Consider the following 19,353-nt stretch of genomic DNA (forward strand, 5'->3'; position numbering starts at 1 on the left):
GTATTAGGCACGCCGCCAGCGTTCATCCTGAGCCAGGATCAAACTCTCCAATAAAGTTAGTTTGTCTAGCATCTAAAATAAAAATTGACGTTTCACGTTGTTTGTTTCGTTTAGTTTTCAAAGTTCAACATCGCGTTTCAGCGACCTTTATAATATATCATAGTATATTATTTTCGTCAACAAGTTTTTTCGATAACTTGTATCTCTCATTTGCTGACTCTGCCTATTATATAGACTTTCTCTTCCCTATGCAAGTATTATTATAAAAAAATAAAGAGGGGAGATATCTCCCCTCTTATTCTTCTGAAGAAACCTCTTCGCTCGTTTCTTCCTCATCATCTTTTTGTGCTTTTGCTACTGTCGCTACCTCTTGTTCATCCTCTAATCGAATTAGACGAACACCTTGTGTATTACGTCCCATTTGAGAGATTTGATCAACTGGCATACGAATAATAACACCTGCCGCTGTAATTAACATGATATCTTCTTCACCTGTTACAGATTTAACAGCTACTAATTTACCGTTTTTATCTGTAATATTACAAGTCTTCAGACCTTTACCACCACGGCTTTGTAGACGGTATTCATCAATCGGCGTACGTTTTCCATAACCATTTTTCGTTACAATTAAAACATTTACATCCTCTTCGACAATTTCCATACCTACAACTTGATCCTCTTCACCTAATGTAATTGCTTTTACACCAGCCGCATTACGTCCCATAGAACGCACATCTTGCTCGTTAAAACGAATTAACATACCATTGCTTGTTCCTACAATAATATCCTTATCACCAGATGTTAAACGTACAGATATTACTTCATCCTCTTCACGAAGAGAGATTGCAATCAAACCATTTGTACGGATATTTGCAAATGATGAAAGTGGTGTTCTCTTAGAGATACCTTGTTTTGTTGTGAAGAATAAGAATTCATCGTCACCAAATTCACGAATTGGAATAATGGCGTTAATCCATTCCCCCTTATCTACACCTAATAGGTTAATAATAGGTATACCTTTCGCTGTACGACTATACTCTGGGATTTCATATCCTTTCGTACGGTATACTTTACCCTTATTAGTGAAGAATAGAATATGATCATGCGTAGAAGTAGTTAATAAATGCTCTACGAAATCATCATCATTTGTCCCCATTCCTTGCACACCACGTCCACCACGGTTCTGTGTTTTATACGTGGAAGCTGGTAACCTCTTAATATAACCATTATGAGTTAACGTAATGGCGATATTTTGTTCTGGAATCAAGTCTTCATCTTCAATAGACTCCATACCACCAATTGTAATTTCTGTGCGTCTCTTATCATTGAAGCGCTCTTTTACTTCCGTTAATTCTTCACGAATAATCTCAAGAACCTTTTCTTCATCTGCTAAGATTGCTTTTAATTCAGCGATTAACTTCATTAAGTCCTGATATTCTTGTTCAATCTTTTCGCGTTCTAAACCTGTTAAACGTTGCAAACGCATATCTAAAATAGCTTGCGCTTGTTTTTCACTTAAGCCGAAACGTTCCATTAAACCTTGCTTTGCAATTTCCGCTGTTTTCGAACTACGAATTAATGTAATAACTTCATCCAGATGGTCTAAGGCAATTCGTAATCCTTCTAAAATATGAGCACGCGCTTCTGCTTTTTCTAGTTCATAAGCTGTACGTCTACGAATTACTACCTTTTGATGTTCCAAGTAATGATATAAATTTTGTTTTAAGTTCAGTACTTGCGGCTCTCCATTTACAAGAGACAGCATGTTAATACCGAAACTTGTTTGAAGTGCTGTATGTTTATATAAGTTATTTAATAATACATTAGCATTGGCATCACGACGTACTTCCATAACAATACGCATACCATTTCGATCTGATTCATCACGTAAATCTGTAATACCTTCAATTTTCTTATCGCGAACTAATTCTGCAATTTTTTCAATTAATCGCGCCTTATTTACTTGATAAGGTAGTTCCGTTACGATAATAGATTGTTTGCCATTTGACTTCTCTTCAATTTCAACTTTAGCACGAAGTATAATAGAACCGCGTCCTGTTTCATAAGCTCTACGAATACCACTTCTTCCTAAAATTAAACCTGCCGTTGGGAAATCTGGTCCTGGAATGCACTCCATTAATTCTGCAATAGTAATATCGGGATTATGACTTAATGCCAATACGCCATCAATTACTTCGCCAAGTTGATGCGGCGGAATATTCGTTGCCATACCAACTGCAATACCTGTCGTACCATTTACTAGTAAGTTAGGAAAACGCGCTGGTAATACAATCGGCTCTCTTTCAGAACCATCGTAGTTATCTTGATAATCAATCGTATTTTTTGAAATATCTCGTATTAATTCCATAGAGATTTTAGACATTCTTGCTTCTGTATAACGCATTGCTGCCGCAGAATCTCCATCGACAGATCCAAAGTTACCATGCCCATCAACAAGCATATAACGTTGACTGAAATCTTGCGCCATACGTACCATTGTTTCATAAACAGCTGAATCACCATGAGGGTGATACTTACCGATTACTTCACCAACAATACGTGCTGATTTCTTATACGCTTTATCAGCCGTAATTCCTAAATCATTCATCGCATATAAAACCCTACGATGCACAGGTTTTAATCCATCACGAACATCTGGTAATGCACGAGATACGATAACACTCATTGCGTAATCTAAAAATGAGGTACGCATTTCATGACTAATATTAATTTCTCGAATTCGTGCTTGTTGTTGATTGTCTGACATCAACGAGCACCTCCTCTTACATTTCCGTTACACATACATTGATTTATATGTAGAAGACAGGAATACTCAGATTCCTGTCATTACTCATTTAAATATCAAGGTTTTTCACGTATTTTGCATTTTCTTGGATAAAGTTACGACGTGGCTCTACTTTATCCCCCATTAAAATTTCAAATGTTTCATCTGCTTCAATTGCATCTTGAAGGGAAACTTGAAGTAATGAACGCACTTCTGGGTCCATTGTCGTTTCCCAAAGCTGGGTTGGGTTCATTTCTCCTAAACCTTTGTAACGTTGGATACCAGGCTTAGGTTGAGCTGGTAATTCAGCTAAAATCTTTTCAAGCTCTTTTTCATTATAAGCATATTGAATTTTTTTACCTTGTTGTATTTTAAACAACGGTGGCTGTGCAATATAGATATAACCATGTTCAATAATTTGACGCATATAACGATAGAAGAACGTTAATAATAGGGTACGAATATGCGCACCATCTACGTCGGCATCCGTCATAATAATAACTTTATGATAACGAGCTTTCTCGATATCAAAATCGCCGCCAATGTTCGTACCAATTGCAGTAATAATTGTACGCACTTCATCGTTAGATAAAATTTTATCCAATCTTGCTTTTTCAACATTAATAATTTTACCTTTTAACGGTAAAATCGCTTGGAAGTGACGATCACGCCCTTGTTTTGCTGATCCACCGGCAGAGTCACCCTCTACAATGTAAATTTCACTAATTGCTGGATCTTTCGAAGAGCAATCTGCTAATTTACCAGGTAAACTTGAAACTTCTAATGCGCTCTTGCGGCGTGTCAATTCACGCGCTTTTTTCGCTGCAACACGTGCACGTGCTGCCATCGTACCTTTTTCTACGATTTTTCGTGCAACATTCGGGTTTTCTAGTAAGAACTTTTCAAATGCCTCTGAAAACACAGACTCTGTAATCGTTCTTGCTTCACTATTCCCAAGTTTCGTCTTCGTTTGTCCTTCAAATTGTGGGTTTGGATGTTTAATTGATACAATTGCAGTTAAACCTTCACGAACATCCTCACCCGTTAAGTTACTGTCTGCATCTTTTAAAATACTATTTTTACGTCCATAATCGTTAATCACACGAGTTAAAGCTGTTTTAAACCCTACTTCATGTGTTCCACCTTCATACGTATGAATGTTATTCGTAAATGAGTAAATATTATTTGTATATCCTTCGTTATACTGTAAGGAAACCTCAACTTGAATACCATCTTTTGATCCTTCTACATATACAGGTTCTTCATGGATTGGTTGTTTTGAGCGATTTAAATGCTCGACGTATGATTTAATTCCACCTTCATAATGGAATTCTTTCTTTTGCTTATGTTCACGTTTATCTTCAATTGTTAATTTAATATTACGATTTAAAAATGCTAATTCACGCATACGAGTTGCGAGCGTATCAAATTCGTATACTGTTGTTTCCTGAAAAATTTCTGGATCTGGTTTAAATCGAGTTATCGTTCCTGTTTGATCTGTGTCACCAATGACTTTTAAATCCGCAACCGGAATACCTCTTTCGTATTTTTGATAATGGATTTTACCTTCACGATGTACAAATACCTCTAGTTCTGTTGATAGGGCATTTACTACAGATGCCCCAACACCATGCAAACCACCAGAAACTTTATAACCGCCGCCGCCAAACTTACCACCAGCATGAAGAACGGTCATAATAACTTCTACAGCAGGACGTCCCATTTTTTCTTGTATACCAACTGGAATACCACGTCCATTATCCGTTACACGAATACTATTATCTTCTTCGATACTAACGTTAATTTCATCACAGTACCCTGCAAGTGCCTCATCAATACTATTATCGACGATTTCCCATACAAGATGGTGAAGTCCTTTTCCGCTTGTAGATCCAATATACATACCAGGGCGTTTTCGAACTGCTTCTAGTCCTTCAAGTACCTGTATTTGACTTTCATCATATGAATTTTCTTGCATTTGCTTTTGTTCCATTGACACAAAGATCACCTACTTTTCCATTTAAACAGGGATTACGCCCTATCTATTTCACAATCTACCGTGCCGTTCGTTACATGAATTGTTTTCGCTTCTTTTAATGTTTCGTGTTCAATTCCGTCGACACTCGTCGTTGTCACAAATGTTTGCACTTTTCCTTGAATTGTATTTAACAGATGCGATTGACGATAATCATCTAATTCTGATAATACATCATCTAATAGAAGAATCGGATATTCTTTAACTTCTGAGTAAATCAATTCAATTTCAGCTAATTTTAGGGACAGTGCGGTCGTTCGTTGTTGTCCTTGCGAACCAAAGACTTGAACATTTTTACTATTAACGAAGAATTGTAAATCATCACGATGAGGACCAATTAAAGTCGTACCACGGAAAATTTCACGTTGTTTCACGGATTGAAAACTTTCATAGTATACTTCTTTTATTTTCGACAAATCCATTGATTCTGATACATCTACACTCGGTTTATAGACAATTTCTAATTCTTCTAACCCACGGCTTATACCACGATGAATTGGAGCTGCCCATTCTTGTAGTAAATGCAAAAATTCAAAGCGTTTTTGCAAAATTTTTGTACCATGCTCAATAAGTTGAAGTGTAAATACATCCAACATCGTTTCCTCATTCTTACTATTCCCTTGCATCTTTTTTAGCAAGTGATTTCGTTGTGTGAGCACCTTTTGATATTGACTCAGTTCATACAAATAGACCGGAGCTATTTGGCCTAATTCCATATCTAAAAAGCGTCTTCTTACTTGAGGGCTTCCTTTTACAAGATTTAAATCTTCTGGGGCAAACATGACAACATTCATCACGCCAATATATTGACTCAATTTTTGTTGTTCAAGTTGATTTAATTTTGCCTTTTTACCTTTTTTCGAGATATTTAATTCCAAAGACAAAGAACTATTTCTCTTTTGTAGCTTTCCTTTAATTTGACCGAAATCTTCATCCCAACGGATAAGCTCGCGATCATTAGAGGTTCTATGAGATTTCGCCATCGCTAAAACATAAATAGCTTCCATCAAATTCGTTTTCCCTTGCGCATTCTCGCCGATAATTACATTTACCTTATCTTCAAAGGAAAGCTCTAACTTTTCATAATTGCGATAGTTTTTTAATTGTATTTCTGAAATAAACAAAGGGCTCCCCCTTTATGACTGAACTTGGAAACTTCCGCTTCCTGGAATTTCAATAATATCGTTCGCATATAGTTTGCGACCTCTTCTATTTTCAAGTTCTTGATTCACGTACACTTCATATTCTTGTAAAAACCATTTTACAGCGCCACCTGTATCAATTACATCGGCTAACTTTAAAAATTGCCCTAGTGTAATATACTCTGTTGAAATTTTAATACGTTTCATAAAATCGCTCACTTTCTGAAAGTGTTCATTCTTTCATTGTACTAAATAAACTAGCATTAGGAAAGTAATACCCAAAAATCAAATAAGGGCTACTAGCATCTGAAAACTAGCAACCCTTATTTCTTACTTAGTAAGTACGAACCGGTAAAATTAATTGAATAATGGATTCATCATTTACTGTACGAATTAAGAATGGTCTCATTGCTCCAGTAAAGCTAATCTTAATTTCAGTACTATCTAATGCTTTTAGTGCATCCATCATATATTTTGCACTAAAAGATATTTTTAACTCTTCCCCATCTACTTTTTCACATTGAACTTCTTCTACTACTTTTCCGATTTCTGGTGAATTCGAGGAAATTTCTAGCATTGCCTGCTCTAAAGTTGATAATTTTACAACATTATTACGACCATCTCTTGCTAAAAGAGATGCACGATCAATTGCTTGTAAAAATTCTTTTGTATTTACAAAAATATCTGTTTTGCTCTCCGCTGGAATTAAGCGAGTTGTATCAGGGTAATTTCCTTCTAACAATCTTGAGAAGAATAATAAATGTTTTGTACGGAATAATACTTGATACTCCGTAATAACGATATCTACCATTTCTTCAGACTCATCTAGAATTTTACTTAATTCATTTAAACTTTTTCCTGGAATAACAACATTTGCTTGGAACTCATCTGCAATGCCTTCGATTTTCGCTTTTCGAAGAGCTAGTCTGTGACTATCTGTAGCAATGCCAGTTAGTTCGCTGTTATATACCTTCCAGTTTACACCTGTCAAGATTGGTCTTGTTTCAGAAGTGGAAACTGCAAATACAGTTTGTCTAATCATATGTTTAAGTAAATCCGTTGGAATCTTAAAAACATGATGTTCTTCAATTTGTGGTAACAATGGATATTCTGCAGAATCTAAACCATTTAAATTAAACTCTGATTTTCCAGAAGTTATTTTTGTCATCAAATGATTTTCCACAGAAATTTCTACAGTTTCTTTAGGCAATTTTTTTACAATTTCACTAAAATATTTAGCCTGTAAAACAATACTTCCTGATTGTTTCACTTCTACGATTTCTTTTCCATTCTCTTCAACTGGAATGAAAGATTCAATCGAAATATCAGCATCACTTCCTGTTAATGTAACTCCTTCTTCCGTAGCGACAACTTTAATCCCCGTAAGAATCGGAATTGTTGTACGAGAAGAAACTGCCTTCATTACATCTTGTACACTTCTTACAAGATAGTCTTTTTGTATTGTAAAACGCATAAAGAAAAACCTCCGGTAAGTATAAGATTTTATTTAATTAATAAAGATAAAAAATAGTAGTAATAGTAATAGGGCTTGTGGATATGTGGATAACCCCGTTAAAGGATGTAAAAACAGTCTATCTACATGTGGATAGACTGTGCGTAAAACAAGGAAAGTTATTCACACTATTCAGCTACTACTTTAAAATATCGTTAATTTCTTCAACTTGCTTTTGTAATTGCGTGTCCGTCTTAAGTAGCTTAGAAATTTTTTCATGAGCATGGATAACGGTTGTATGATCGCGTCCACCGAATTCTTCACCTATTTTAGGTAAGGAGGAGTCTGTCAGTTCACGTGATAAATACATTGCAATTTGGCGAGGAAAGGCAACTGATTTCGTTCGCTTTTTCGCCTTGAAATCTTCCAATTTTACTTGATAAACATCTCCGACAGCTTTTTGAATATCATAAATGGAGATAATTTTTGGTTTAGAATTTGGAATAATATCTTTAAGTGCTTCAGCTGCTAAATCAGCATTAATATCTTTATTAATTAAAGATGAATAAGCTACAACTCGGATGAGTGCACCTTCTAGTTCACGAATATTTGAATCGATTTGATTTGCAATATAAAGCATGACCTCATTTGGTATATCAAGTCCTTCAGCCTTTGCTTTTTTGCGCAAAATTGCAATTCGTGTTTCTAAATCTGGTGGCGTAATATCCGTAATGAGTCCCCATTCAAAGCGAGAACGAAGACGATCTTCTAAAGTTGGAATTTCTTTTGGTGGCCGATCACTGGAAATTACAATTTGTTTACTTTCTTCGTGTAATGCATTGAATGTATGGAAAAACTCTTCTTGAGTTTGTTCTTTTCCCGCTAAAAATTGAATATCATCTATCAATAAAACATCTACATTGCGGTATTTATTACGAAAATCGACTGCTTTATTATCACGAATAGAATTAATAAATTCATTTGTAAATTTTTCTGATGATAAATATACAACTTTGGCATTTGGGTTATGTTCAATTACATAATGACCAATTGCATGCATTAAATGGGTCTTTCCAAGTCCAACTCCCCCATAAATAAAGAGGGGATTATATGCTTTAGCTGGCGCTTCGGCTACGGCCAATGAAGCAGCGTGAGCAAAACGGTTACCAGAGCCAATAACAAACGTATCAAACGTATATTTTGGATTTAGCATACTCTGTGGTAAATGATTAGAATCATCTTGTGCTGAATTCGGTTTAGAAGGAGGAAGATCGATCTCCTCTTCAGCTTGACTTTGGGGAATAATAAAGCGAATAGCTAGTTTTGCCCCTGTTAAATCATAAAGTGTTTCCGAAATTAGCTCTGAATAATGAGATTCTAGCCAATCGCGGGCGAATTCATTTGGAGCCGTAATTGTTAATACATCTTTCTTTAAATTATGTGCGGTCGTTGATTTTAACCATGTTTCATAGCTTGGTTTACTGACCTTTTTTTCTAGTTCTTTTAAGGCGCTGTTCCATAAATCAGAGATGTTTTCCAAAGGTGTCCCTCCTTTACTAAGATGGTAAAAGAATAAGGTTGCGCAACAAATGTACAACCTAAATAAATATAAAATGTATATTTATACGAAACGTATTTTAAAACCTAAAAACGTCGTTTGTATATGAGATAGGGTTTTCGACAAAAAAAGCGAATGTGGATAATCATTTACCCACATGTGATTAAAACTGTCCACATGTTATGCACAAATTGTGGATAAGATAAAGATGTGGAAAACTTATTCAAAGTGAAAACACAACTATAATATCAAAAAAAAGTAGCTATAGCAATGAAATTAAGAAAGTTATCCACAAAATCAATACCTTGTGGAATAAACTTGTCCACAACACGATATACTGTGTAAAAGTACGAAAAGAGTTTGTGGATATAAAAAACAAGAAAAATTATTTATCCACAAGGAAATATAGCGTCTGTGAAAAAGTATGTGAATAGGTTCAAAATGAATATTTGATGAAAATTTCTAGAACCATTGACATTTTCCTAGTTGATTAACTATAATTTATAAGACTGTCTTTAACAGATATTCCTCAGGGAGGTGTCATATAATGAAAAGAACTTACCAACCAAATAAACGTAAGCGCAGCAAAGTACATGGTTTCCGCAGCCGTATGAGCACAGCGAACGGACGTAAAGTGCTAGCAGCTCGTCGTCGTAAAGGAAGAAAAGTATTATCTGCGTAGACCACTGATCGTTCAGTGGTCTTTTTTTCTAATAATAGTGAATTTCCGCTGATGAACTACAGGAGTGTCAATTGATATGAAGAAAAAACATCGTATAAAAAAGAATGATGAATTCCAGACGGTTTTTCAAAAAGGAAAATCGAATGCAAATCGTCAATTTGTTGTCTATCAACTAGATAAAGAAGAACAGCCAAACTTTCGTATTGGCCTATCTGTCAGCAAGAAAATAGGAAATGCAGTAGTGCGTAATCGAATTAAACGTATGATTCGCCAGTCGATCACAGAATTAAAAGATGAGATAGATTCTGGAAAAGATTTTGTTATAATAGCAAGGAAGCCTTGTGCAGAGATGACATATGAAGAATTGAAGAAAAGCTTAATTCATGTCTTTAAACGCTCTGGTATGAAAAGAATAAAAAAGTAGCGTAAGGAAATGAATTACACTATATACATACCGAAACAAGGAGGAGCAGGCTTTGAAAAAGAAAATAGGTTTACTAGCCATGGTTATTGCATTAATGGCAATTGCTACTGGCTGTAGTGAAGTCAATCAGCCGATTACACCGAAAAGTACTGGAATTTGGAATGAATATTTCGTATACCCGCTTTCTCAGTTAATTACGTATTTTGCCAACTTATTTGGTAGTAATTACGGTTTAGCAATCGTTGTTACAACTCTTATCATTCGTTTTGCATTATTACCGTTAATGATTAAACAAACGAAGAGTACGAAAGCAATGCAATCGTTACAACCAGAAATGGTGAAGTTAAAAGAGAAATATAGTTCTAAAGATCAAGCGACACAGCAAAAATTACAACAGGAAATGATGCAGTTATATCAAAAAAATGGTGTAAATCCATTAGCCGGTTGTTTACCAATCTTCATTCAAATGCCAATTCTATTCGCTTTTTATCATGCGATTATGAGAACGGCTGAAATTAAGCAGCATAGTTTCTTATGGTTTGATTTGGGACATGCAGATCCGTACTATATCTTACCGATTGTTGCGGCAATTACGACATTTATTCAGCAAAAGCTTGCAATGGCAGGAACTGCTGGCCAAAACCCGCAAATGGCAATGATGATTTGGCTTATGCCTATCATGATTTTAATCTTTGCAATTAACTTCCCGGCTGCATTATCACTTTACTGGGTTGTTGGTAATATCTTTGGTATTGCTCAAATGTATTTTATCAAAGGACCAGAAATTAAGGCTAGTAAGGCTGAGGGATCAGGCAAGTGAGTATAATCACTGCTAAAGGTCATACAGTCGAGCTGGCAGTAGAGGATGCTTTAAGACAATTAAATGCTTCAAAAGACCGAGTAGATATAAATATTATCGATGAGGGTAAGAGAGGGTTCTTAGGTTTATTTGGAAACCGACCTGCAGTAGTAGAAGTTGTATTGAAGAAAGATCCAATTCAAGAATGTGAAGAATATTTAAAAAATGTTATTCACGATATGGGTGTGGAAGCTGAGATTAGTAAAATTGTAAAAGGACGCGAAGTTGAATTTACAATTTACGGCGAAAATGTAGGTGTTTTGATTGGAAAGAGAGGAAACACCTTGAATTCTTTACAGTATTTAACAAAACTTGTGGCGAATCGTAATAAGAAGCAGTACATTGGTATCACACTAGATGTGGAAAATTATCGTAGTAAAAGAAAAGCTACGTTAGAAGCACTTTCTTATCGATTAGCAAAACAAGTAGTAAGTACGAAAAAAAGAGTTGTGTTGGAGCCTATGCCATCTTTTGAACGAAAGATTATCCACCAAGCATTATCTAATCATCAAAATATCATTACAACTTCTGAAGGAAAAGAACCACATCGACATGTTGTAATATCTTCCAAGTGACCGGTTACTCAATTGAGTGCCGGTTTTTTTGAGGGGAAAATAGGTGTGGATAACTAAAAAACACTAAACTTATCCACTGTGAATAAGTTTAGTGTTTTTTACATGAGGACATAATAAAATGAGTTATTATTCTTTTGTAGATAGGTTCGTTATGGTATTCTAATAATTTAGTGAAGAAAATAATCATGTTGAAATAGAGATAAATAAGCAAGTGAGGTGAAAGGACATGGAATTTGATACAATTGCCGCGATTTCCACAGCGCTTGGAGAGGGTGCAATTGCCATTGTTCGAGTAAGTGGGGATGATGCGGTTGAAAAAGTTAATCGTATTTTTAAAGGGAAGGATTTAACAGAGGTTCCTTCTCACACAATTCATTATGGTCATATTGTTGATTTAGATACAAATCAGGTTATTGAAGAAGTAATGGTGTCTATTATGCGTGCACCAAGAACTTTTACACGTGAAAATATAGTAGAAATTAACTGTCATGGTGGACTTGTTTCAGTAAATAAAGTATTGCAGCTTATTTTAGCGCAAGGAGTACGATTAGCGGAACCTGGTGAATTTACAAAACGTGCTTTTTTAAATGGCCGTATTGATTTATCACAAGCAGAAGCTGTTATGGACTTAATCCGTGCAAAAACAGATCGTGCAATGAATGTAGCGATTAATCAAATGGAAGGACGATTATCTAAATTAATCGGCCGTTTGCGTCAGGACATATTAGAAACGTTAGCTCATGTTGAGGTAAACATAGATTACCCTGAATATGATGACGTGGAAGAAATGACACATAATATTTTAATTGAGAAAGCTACACATGTTCGTGCTGAAATTGCAAAAATATTAGAAACATCGAAGCAAGGAAAGATTTTACGTGAAGGTATTGCTACTGCAATCATCGGTAGACCTAATGTTGGGAAATCATCGCTATTAAATAGTCTCGTTCAGGAGAAAAAGGCAATTGTAACTGATATTGCAGGAACAACTCGTGATGTTATTGAAGAGTACGTTAATGTGCGTGGTGTACCACTTAAACTTATAGATACAGCCGGAATTCGTGAAACAGAAGATGTTGTTGAACGAATTGGTGTAGAGCGTTCAAAAGAAATGATGAGTCAAGCTGATTTAGTGTTAGTTGTCGTTAATTATAGTGAAGCTTTAACGAATGAGGATGAAGATCTATTCCGTGCCGTACAAGGAAAAGATTTCATTGTTATTGTAAATAAGACAGATTTACCGCAAGCAATTGATATGGAACGTGTTATAGAATTGGCAGCGGGGAATCGTGTTATTACAACGTCGTTAATTGAGGAACAGGGAATAGATGAGCTTGAAACGGCAATCGCTGATTTATTCTTTGAAGGAACAATTGATTCTGCAGATGTAACATATGTTTCTAACGCGAGACATATTGGATTATTAACACAAGCAGGAAAAACAATTGGAGATGCAATTGAGGCGATAGAAAATGGTGTTCCAATTGATATGGTGCAGATTGATTTAACAAGAACGTGGGAAATACTTGGTGAAATTACTGGTGACACCGTTCATGAAAGCTTAATTGACCAGTTGTTCTCTCAATTTTGTTTAGGAAAATAATATAGTGATGTTTCAGAAAGATAGAGATTATTAGGAGGAATAAACAATGGGATACAATGCCGGTTCATACGATGTCATAGTAATCGGTGCAGGTCATGCAGGATGTGAAGCTGGTCTTGCGGCAGCACGAATGGGCTCCAAAACATTAATGTTAACAATTAACTTAGATATGGTAGCGTTTATGCCATGTAACCCTTCTGTTGGTGGACCAGCAAAAGGGATTGTTGTTCGTGAAATTGATGCATTAGGCGGAGAAATGGGACGCAACATTGATAAAACGCATATTCAAATGCGTATGTTAAATACAGGTAAAGGGCCAGCTGTACGTGCACTTCGAGCACAAGCAGATAAGTTCTCTTACCAGCATGAATTAAAGAAAACAATTGAAGAAACACCAAACTTAACGTTATTCCAAGGAATGGTAGAGCGTTTAATCGTTGAAGACGGCGAATGTAAAGGGGTAATTACGCAAGCTGGTGCTGAATATACAGCAAAGACAGTCGTAATTACGACTGGAACGTTTTTACGTGGTGAGATTATTATGGGAGATTTAAAATATTCGAGTGGTCCAAATAATCAACAACCATCTATTACCTTATCGGAACATTTAGAGGAGCTTGGATTTGATCTTGTTAGATTTAAAACAGGTACACCTCCGCGCGTAAATAGTAATACGATTGATTACAGTAAAACAGAAATTCAGCCAGGCGATGATAAGCCACGAGCTTTCTCTTTTGAAACGACAAAGTTTATTATGGATCAAATTCCATGTTGGTTAACGTATACAAGTACGGAAACACATCGTTTAATAGATGAAAACCTACATCGCTCAGCTATGTATTCTGGTATGATTAAGGGAACAGGTCCTAGATATTGTCCTTCAATTGAAGACAAGGTAGTAAGGTTTAATGATAAACCACGTCATCAAATTTTCTTAGAGCCAGAAGGACGTAACACACAAGAAGTGTACGTACAAGGTTTATCCACAAGCTTACCAGAAGACGTACAGCGTGATATGCTTAGAACAATCCCTGGTCTAGAAAATGTTGAAATGATGCGTACAGGTTATGCAATTGAATATGATGCAATTGTGCCAACGCAACTATGGCCAACACTTGAAACGAAAAAAATTAAAAATTTATATACAGCAGGACAAATTAATGGAACTTCTGGTTACGAAGAGGCGGCAGGACAAGGGCTTATGGCCGGAATTAATGCAGCATGTCGTTCTTTAGGTAAAAAAGAAGTTATTTTAGGTCGTGAGGATGCTTATATTGGTGTCTTAATTGATGATCTTGTAACGAAAGGGACGAATGAACCATATCGTTTATTAACGTCTCGTGCAGAGTATCGTCTATTATTACGCCATGATAATGCGGATCTTCGTTTAACTGAAATTGGTCATGAAATTGGATTAATTAAAGAAGAACGCTATGAGCGATTTACAAATAAAAAATTACAAATTGAACAGGAAAAGGAACGTTTAAGTAGCATTATTATTAAACCACGTCCTGAAGTTCAAGAATTAATTCGCAATATTGGTGGAAGTGAATTGAAAGATGGAATACGTGCAAGTGACTTATTACGTCGTCCAGAGATGACATATGAGCATATCCATCTTTTAGTACCAAGTGAAGTAGAATTAAGTGATGAAGTTACAGAACAAGTTGAAATTCAGATTAAGTACGAAGGATATATCGAAAAATCTTTACAGCAAGTAGAGCGTATGAAGAAGATGGAAAGCAAAAAAATTCCTGTCGATATTGATTATGATGCGATTTCTAGCCTTGCATCAGAAGCTAGACAGAAATTGAAAGATGTTCGTCCACTTTCAGTGGGGCAGGCTTCACGTATATCGGGCGTAAATCCAGCGGACATTTCCATTTTACTTGTGTATATTGAACAAGGAAAAATTGCGCGAGTATCGAACCAATAAATAGTAAGGAGATATTGTTAGATGAACATAGAACAATTTCAATCTATGCTAGAAGAGAAGGGTATCATCCTCTCTTCTAGACAGTTAGAGCAGTTCGAAATCTACTTCGAAACATTAGTAGAGTGGAATGAAAAAATGAACTTAACGGCTATTACGGAAAAAGAGGAAGTATATTTAAAACACTTTTTTGATTCTATTACAGCTGCTTTTTATTACGATTTTTCAAAACCATTCTCAATTTGTGATGTTGGCGCAGGAGCTGGATTCCCGAGTATTCCTTTAAAAATCTGTTTCCCGCATTTAAAAGTGACGATTGTAGATTCATTGCAAAAACGTATTAATTTCTTAAATCATTTAGCACAAAAGTTGGAATTGAGTGACGTCGCGTTTTGTCATGATCGTGCTGAAACATTTGGAAAAAAAGAAGGTGTACGTGAAGCGTACGACATTGTAATGGCACGTGCAGTCGCGCGTCTTTCAGTATTAAGTGAGCTATGTTTACCACTTGTAAAAGTTGGAGGAACATTCATTGCAATGAAAGGTGCTGCAGCAAACGAAGAAATTGAAAATGGCAAGTATGCTTTAGAGGTGCTAGGCGGGGATTTAAAAGAAATGTCTACGTTCCAATTACCGTTTGAAGAAAGTGAACGTAATATTTTATTAATCGAGAAAAAGCGCAAGACACCAAAGAAATATCCACGCAAACCGGGAACACCCAATAAATTACCTATTGAAAAATAAATCTTATTAGACGTAAGATTAAATTATATAAATGAAAACGTAAATGTTTCATAGGAAACATTTTATGGAGAATAGTCAATAGGCCTAAAGGTGGTGGAATATGTATGAAAAATACGTTTTCTCGTTTATTTGGCTTTGGAGATAAAGAGAGCGAATTCGAATTACAAGACGAAAGCCATGAAGAAATAGATAAAAAGGTATATGAAGAAATACAAGAAATTCCGATAGTAAATATTACCCCTAACCGTTATCAACCACGAACAGTTTTTGATGACGCGCGTATTGAGGAACTAGCATTAACGATTCGTACACACGGACTTATTCAGCCAATTGTTGTGAGGCAATATGAGGATGATAAGTACGAGATTATTGCTGGAGAAAGGCGTTTCCGTGCAGCAACAAAGTTAGGGTGGGAAAAGGTTCCTGCAATTATAAAAAACTTAAATGATACAGAAACAGCTTCTGTGGCTTTAATTGAAAATTTGCAACGTGAGGAACTAACAGCAATCGAGGAAGCTGTGGCATATCAAAAGCTAATTGAGTTACATAATTTAACGCAAGAAGCATTGGCACAAAGACTCGGAAAAGGACAATCCACAATCGCAAATAAGTTGCGATTGTTAAAGTTGCCTGAAGAAATAAAAAATGCGTTATTAGAAAAAAGTATTACAGAACGCCATGCCCGTGCGCTCATCCCTTTAAAGAATGAGGAATTACAACTGAAGGTTTTACAGGAAATTGTGGAGAAACAACTGAATGTAAAGCAAACAGAGGAACGAATTGCGAAATTACTAGAGGAAGCAAAACCGAAGCGTAAGGCAAAGCAAAAAGCAGTAAGTCGAGATACGAGAATTGCCATGAATACAATTAGGCAGTCATTACAAATGGTTGCTGACAGTGGTTTAAATGTTAATTCTGAGGAAGAAGAGTTTGACGAGTACTATCAAATTACAATTCAAATTCCGAAGAAAAAATAATAATGGCGTGTTAGAGACCTGATCCTATTGGATAGGTCTCTTTTACTATATTTTCTTGTTAGATGAAGAAGGAGTTTACAAATAAATTTTGAAGTTTAATAAGGACGTAAAAGAAAAACTTTTATTTCATGTTACAATAAACGTAATTGTTACTAGAATAAGATAGAAAGGTTGAAAGTAGGTGACATCATGGGAAAAATCATTGCTATAGCCAATCAAAAGGGTGGCGTTGGAAAAACAACAACATCTGTTAATTTAGGGGCTGGATTGGCACAAGTAGGTAAAAAGGTCCTTCTTGTAGATATTGATGCTCAAGGAAATGCAACGACGGGTGTGGGAATTGAAAAATCCGAATTAGATCAATGTATTTACAATGTTCTTGTGGAAGATGCAGATGTTCAAGGGGTTATACAGAAAACCGCAACTGAAAACTTAGATGTTCTACCCGCTACAATTCAATTAGCAGGTGCTGAAATTGAATTGGTACCGACTATTTCCCGGGAAGTACGTTTGCAAAGGGCATTACAGCCAGTTCGTGATGAATATGATTATATTATTATCGACTGTCCCCCGTCCTTAGGGTTATTAACGATTAATGCATTAACTGCAGCAGATTCTGTTATTATTCCTGTTCAATGCGAATATTACGCACTAGAAGGGTTAAGTCAGCTATTAAATACAGTTCGACTTGTGCAAAAGCACTTAAATAAAAATCTAGCAATTCAAGGCGTATTGCTAACAATGTTAGATGCCCGTACAAATTTAGGGATTCAGGTTATAGATGAAGTGAAAAAATACTTTAGAGATAAAGTATACCGTTCGATTATCCCTCGTAATGTTCGTTTGAGTGAAGCACCAAGTCATGGGAAACCAATTATGCAGTATGACGCTAAATCAAGAGGGGCAGAAGTATATATAGATTTAGCAGAGGAAGTGATTGCAGGTGGCTAAAGGATTAGGAAGAGGAATCAATGTGTTTTTTCCTGATTTAGATGCGAAAGAAGAAGAGACAATTCAGGAGATTACGATAACTGAATTAAGACCGAATCCATATCAACCACGTAAACACTTTAATAAAGAGGCGATTCAGGAATTATCGGCCTCTATTAAAGAGCACGGCATATTACAACCATTAATTGCTAGAAAGAGTATTAAAGGATATGAAATTGTTGCAGGTGAAAGAAGATATCGTGCTGCTAAAGAGGCGGGACTCGAAAAAGTACCTGCCGTTGTAAGACAATTAAATGAGCAGCAAATGATGGAGTTTGCATTGCTTGAAAACTTACAACGAGAAGATTTAAATCCAATGGAAGAAGCAATGGCATATCAAATGTTAATGAATGAGCTAAATGTGACGCAAGAACAATTAGCAAAACGTCTTGGTAAGAGTAGACCTTACATTGCAAACTATACGCGGTTATTGAGCCTCCCTTCTTTTGTTCAAGATATGATTGCAAATGGTCAACTTTCAATGGCTCATGGGAGAACCTTGCTTACGATAAAAGATGAAGAACAATTGAAAGCTTTATTGAAACGAATTGAAAAAGAAGGATTAAATGTTCGTCAATTAGAGAAAATTGTTCAGGAGATCAATCAACGCGTTTCACGTGAAACAAAACAAGTGAAAAAAGAAAGAAATATATTTTTCGTAGAACGCGAAACATTCTTAAGAGAAAAGTTTGGCACAGATGTAAAAATTAAAGAAACAAAAAAAGAAAAAGGTAAAATCGAAATTGAATTTTTCAATAAAGAAGATTTAAATCGTATTTTAGAATTATTAGCGCAGCAAAACTAAAAAGCAAACCATCTTATTATTTATAGATGGTTTGCTTTTTTTAATACAGATAATTTTTGGTCTGTTTCTTTTATGCTTTGTGCAATTACATCAGCCATTTTCATAACTAAACTTAATCTTGTATTTTGCAGGACGAAAAATTCCATAAAACCATTTAGATTTACGATGCCATGAATATGTAAATCACCAACTGCCGGTAATTTCTTATTCATCGCAGCTCCAGGTTTACTAGGTCCCATTCCGGTAGTGATGGAACCAATACTTTGAGACTTTCCTAAACAGGCATCCACTGCAATTATAAATGAAGCAGGATTATCTTTCTGTATATTCTGAATTTTTTCTTCTAAGTTTAGCGCATGTACTGGATCATCTAGTGTGCCGAACACTTGGAAGTTTGTAATTTCTACTTGTTCTAGTTTCGTACCGACTAACGGACCGAGTGCATCTCCTGTGGAACGATCTGTTCCGATACAAACGAGAATAATTGGTATATGAGTCTTAATAGGGATATGGGAAAGTAAGAAGTTACTAATTGTCTCGGAGGCTTCTAAATCTTGGTGCATAACATTTTGAGTTTCTTTTTCGAAAAAAGGTAAGCGAAAACTTCCAATATTCATGAAGCACCCATCCTTTTAATAAATTTTCAAAATATGTTATATGGTGAGTGAAATGGAAAACTATAAGTGCGTACTTGCTGTAAAATTTAAGTGAGAACGGAAATAATAGTACTAGTATATATATATTCGTTCCATTTTATACCTGTATGTAGGTTAACAAATGGAATTAAA

General features: G+C 35.6%; 17 protein-coding genes. 10 read left to right on the plus strand and 7 right to left on the minus strand.

Going from position 1 to position 19,353, the window contains the following annotated elements; all coding sequences use genetic code 11:
• Positions 1 to 295 precede the first annotated feature (295 nt).
• The 6 genes from gyrA to dnaA all read right to left on the minus strand — a co-directional run bounded on the left by gyrA (position 296) and on the right by dnaA (position 8,955).
• Complete coding sequence (gyrA, locus tag ACTFRN_RS20695) at positions 296 to 2,767, minus strand: DNA gyrase subunit A (RefSeq protein ID WP_001282851.1); 2,472 nt, start codon at positions 2,765 to 2,767, stop codon at positions 296 to 298.
• Positions 2,768 to 2,855: 88 nt separating this feature from the next.
• Complete coding sequence (gyrB, locus tag ACTFRN_RS20700; RefSeq protein WP_000435991.1) at positions 2,856 to 4,778, minus strand: DNA topoisomerase (ATP-hydrolyzing) subunit B; 1,923 nt, start codon at positions 4,776 to 4,778, stop codon at positions 2,856 to 2,858.
• A gap of 38 nt (positions 4,779 to 4,816) precedes the next feature.
• Complete coding sequence (recF, locus tag ACTFRN_RS20705) at positions 4,817 to 5,944, minus strand: DNA replication/repair protein RecF (RefSeq protein ID WP_000470750.1); 1,128 nt, start codon at positions 5,942 to 5,944, stop codon at positions 4,817 to 4,819.
• A gap of 12 nt (positions 5,945 to 5,956) precedes the next feature.
• A complete protein-coding gene (gene yaaA / locus ACTFRN_RS20710; protein WP_000821367.1) occupies positions 5,957 to 6,169 on the minus strand; it encodes a S4 domain-containing protein YaaA in 213 nt (70 codons plus the stop codon).
• A gap of 127 nt (positions 6,170 to 6,296) precedes the next feature.
• Positions 6,297 to 7,436, minus strand: a complete 1,140-nt coding sequence (gene dnaN / locus ACTFRN_RS20715; RefSeq protein WP_001212895.1) for a DNA polymerase III subunit beta — start codon at positions 7,434 to 7,436, stop codon at positions 6,297 to 6,299.
• A gap of 178 nt (positions 7,437 to 7,614) precedes the next feature.
• Positions 7,615 to 8,955: a chromosomal replication initiator protein DnaA gene (gene dnaA / locus ACTFRN_RS20720; protein WP_000428025.1), complete on the minus strand. Its 1,341-nt coding sequence runs from the start codon at positions 8,953 to 8,955 to the stop codon at positions 7,615 to 7,617.
• A gap of 565 nt (positions 8,956 to 9,520) precedes the next feature.
• Here dnaA and rpmH point away from each other — a divergent pair.
• The 10 genes from rpmH to spo0J all read left to right on the plus strand — a co-directional run bounded on the left by rpmH (position 9,521) and on the right by spo0J (position 18,565).
• Entirely contained in the window at positions 9,521 to 9,655 is a 135-nt protein-coding gene (gene rpmH / locus ACTFRN_RS20725; RefSeq protein ID WP_000831901.1) for a 50S ribosomal protein L34, read from the plus strand.
• A gap of 76 nt (positions 9,656 to 9,731) precedes the next feature.
• Entirely contained in the window at positions 9,732 to 10,079 is a 348-nt protein-coding gene (gene rnpA / locus ACTFRN_RS20730; protein WP_000726627.1) for a ribonuclease P protein component, read from the plus strand.
• 52 nt (positions 10,080 to 10,131) lie between these two features.
• Positions 10,132 to 10,899, plus strand: a complete 768-nt coding sequence (spoIIIJ, locus tag ACTFRN_RS20735) for a YidC family membrane integrase SpoIIIJ (protein WP_000726761.1) — start codon at positions 10,132 to 10,134, stop codon at positions 10,897 to 10,899.
• Positions 10,896 to 11,513 (plus strand): RNA-binding cell elongation regulator Jag/EloR, encoded by a 618-nt coding sequence (gene jag / locus ACTFRN_RS20740; RefSeq protein ID WP_000022790.1) that lies wholly within the window; start codon positions 10,896 to 10,898, stop codon positions 11,511 to 11,513. Before spoIIIJ ends, jag begins: the two co-directional genes overlap by 4 nt.
• 226 nt (positions 11,514 to 11,739) lie before the next feature.
• Positions 11,740 to 13,116: a tRNA uridine-5-carboxymethylaminomethyl(34) synthesis GTPase MnmE gene (gene mnmE / locus ACTFRN_RS20745; RefSeq protein ID WP_000393773.1), complete on the plus strand. Its 1,377-nt coding sequence runs from the start codon at positions 11,740 to 11,742 to the stop codon at positions 13,114 to 13,116.
• A 46-nt stretch (positions 13,117 to 13,162) separates the two neighbouring features.
• On the plus strand, positions 13,163 to 15,052 hold the full coding sequence (gene mnmG, locus ACTFRN_RS20750; RefSeq protein ID WP_000541033.1) for a tRNA uridine-5-carboxymethylaminomethyl(34) synthesis enzyme MnmG: 1,890 nt from the start codon (positions 13,163 to 13,165) through the stop codon (positions 15,050 to 15,052).
• Between the two features lie 21 nt (positions 15,053 to 15,073).
• Complete coding sequence (gene rsmG / locus ACTFRN_RS20755) at positions 15,074 to 15,793, plus strand: 16S rRNA (guanine(527)-N(7))-methyltransferase RsmG (RefSeq protein ID WP_001019615.1); 720 nt, start codon at positions 15,074 to 15,076, stop codon at positions 15,791 to 15,793.
• A 104-nt stretch (positions 15,794 to 15,897) separates the two neighbouring features.
• Positions 15,898 to 16,770, plus strand: a complete 873-nt coding sequence (gene noc / locus ACTFRN_RS20760) for a nucleoid occlusion protein (RefSeq protein WP_000799023.1) — start codon at positions 15,898 to 15,900, stop codon at positions 16,768 to 16,770.
• Positions 16,771 to 16,959: 189 nt separating this feature from the next.
• On the plus strand, positions 16,960 to 17,721 hold the full coding sequence (gene soj, locus ACTFRN_RS20765) for a sporulation initiation inhibitor protein Soj (RefSeq protein ID WP_000516114.1): 762 nt from the start codon (positions 16,960 to 16,962) through the stop codon (positions 17,719 to 17,721).
• The gene (spo0J, locus tag ACTFRN_RS20770) at positions 17,714 to 18,565 is read left to right on the plus strand and encodes a stage 0 sporulation protein Spo0J (RefSeq protein ID WP_001051812.1); all 852 of its coding nucleotides are present in this window, start codon (positions 17,714 to 17,716) and stop codon (positions 18,563 to 18,565) included. Before soj ends, spo0J begins: the two co-directional genes overlap by 8 nt.
• A gap of 20 nt (positions 18,566 to 18,585) precedes the next feature.
• Here spo0J and yyaC read toward each other — a convergent pair whose 3' ends face one another.
• A complete protein-coding gene (yyaC, locus tag ACTFRN_RS20775) occupies positions 18,586 to 19,182 on the minus strand; it encodes a spore protease YyaC (protein ID WP_014893384.1) in 597 nt (198 codons plus the stop codon).
• Positions 19,183 to 19,353: the final 171 nt, after the last annotated feature.

It is taken from the genome of Bacillus cereus group sp. MYBK245-2, assembly GCF_051916145.1.
Classification (GTDB): Bacteria; Bacillota; Bacilli; order Bacillales; family Bacillaceae_G; genus Bacillus_A; species Bacillus_A pacificus.

Coding starts and splice junctions, on each gene's coding strand:
- gyrA (WP_001282851.1), bottom strand. CDS start 2,767: ATGTCAGACAATCAACAACAAGCACGAATTCGAGAAATTAATATTAGT.
- gyrB (WP_000435991.1), bottom strand. CDS start 4,778: ATGGAACAAAAGCAAATGCAAGAAAATTCATATGATGAAAGTCAAATA.
- yaaA (WP_000821367.1), bottom strand. CDS start 6,169: ATGAAACGTATTAAAATTTCAACAGAGTATATTACACTAGGGCAATTT.
- dnaN (WP_001212895.1), bottom strand. CDS start 7,436: ATGCGTTTTACAATACAAAAAGACTATCTTGTAAGAAGTGTACAAGAT.
- rpmH (WP_000831901.1), top strand. CDS start 9,521: ATGAAAAGAACTTACCAACCAAATAAACGTAAGCGCAGCAAAGTACAT.
- rnpA (WP_000726627.1), top strand. CDS start 9,732: ATGAAGAAAAAACATCGTATAAAAAAGAATGATGAATTCCAGACGGTT.
- mnmE (WP_000393773.1), top strand. CDS start 11,740: ATGGAATTTGATACAATTGCCGCGATTTCCACAGCGCTTGGAGAGGGT.
- mnmG (WP_000541033.1), top strand. CDS start 13,163: ATGGGATACAATGCCGGTTCATACGATGTCATAGTAATCGGTGCAGGT.
- rsmG (WP_001019615.1), top strand. CDS start 15,074: ATGAACATAGAACAATTTCAATCTATGCTAGAAGAGAAGGGTATCATC.
- noc (WP_000799023.1), top strand. CDS start 15,898: ATGAAAAATACGTTTTCTCGTTTATTTGGCTTTGGAGATAAAGAGAGC.
- soj (WP_000516114.1), top strand. CDS start 16,960: ATGGGAAAAATCATTGCTATAGCCAATCAAAAGGGTGGCGTTGGAAAA.
- yyaC (WP_014893384.1), bottom strand. CDS start 19,182: ATGAATATTGGAAGTTTTCGCTTACCTTTTTTCGAAAAAGAAACTCAA.